The sequence below is a fragment of the Martinezella calliandrae genome, from assembly GCF_030272695.1.
GTDB classification, from domain to species: Bacteria; Pseudomonadota; Alphaproteobacteria; order Rhizobiales; family Rhizobiaceae; genus Rhizobium; species Rhizobium calliandrae.
The window spans coordinates 1-602 of the sequence record NZ_JARFYN010000194.1; the positions used below are offsets into that span (position 1 = coordinate 1).

2 protein-coding genes are annotated in these 602 nt (G+C 60.0%); both read right to left on the reverse strand.

Annotation, left to right across the window (positions count from 1 at the left end):
• A partial coding sequence (locus PY650_RS36680; protein WP_285885001.1) for a YecA/YgfB family protein occupies positions 1-198 on the reverse strand: 198 nt, incomplete at its 3' end.
• Between the two features lie 30 nt (positions 199-228).
• Positions 229-602: transposase (locus PY650_RS36685; RefSeq protein ID WP_285885005.1), on the reverse strand; the 374-nt coding region annotated here is incomplete at its 5' end.

The following is a 602-nucleotide window of genomic DNA, read 5'->3' on the forward strand; positions in this document are numbered from 1 at the left end:
CTGAGGCGCGGTCTCGCCCCAGATAACCGGCAACCACTCGTCGGGCGGGATTGCCTCCGGCCCGACGGCGATGCCGGTCAAAAAGCCATCGAGATCGGATAGCAGCATACTCTCCGCTGGAGAGCTGTCGGACATGAGATAATCATCGAGATCGTCAAGGCTCATTGCTTCGGTGACGGACGTCTGATGCGCAGCCATATCGCAATCCTTGTTGAACGCCGAACAAGTCTAAGGCCGACGCTCCGCCACAGGCAATGCTGAATGGTTGCCGTCCCCGGCATTCTGATTATCCACTGCCGCCATTAGAACGCGACTGCGCAGCAGTGCGTAGCCGGGACGACCATACATCTGCCGCTTCAGCGTCTTCAGGCGGTTGATCTGACCCTCGACGGGGCTGGTTGTCCATCGATGATTGATCGCGCCACGGACGGCCTCGATGTCGCGGCTAATTCCGGCAGCCATAGAGGCCAGTTCGCTGTCCCCGGTCTCAGCGATCCAGCCCCCCAGGAGGGAGGCATCATCACCCCGCAATATTGCGGCTAATCGGCGAGAAAGATGCCCGGCAACCGAAAGCTGCGGCGCACGTTCGTAAACATGCTTCA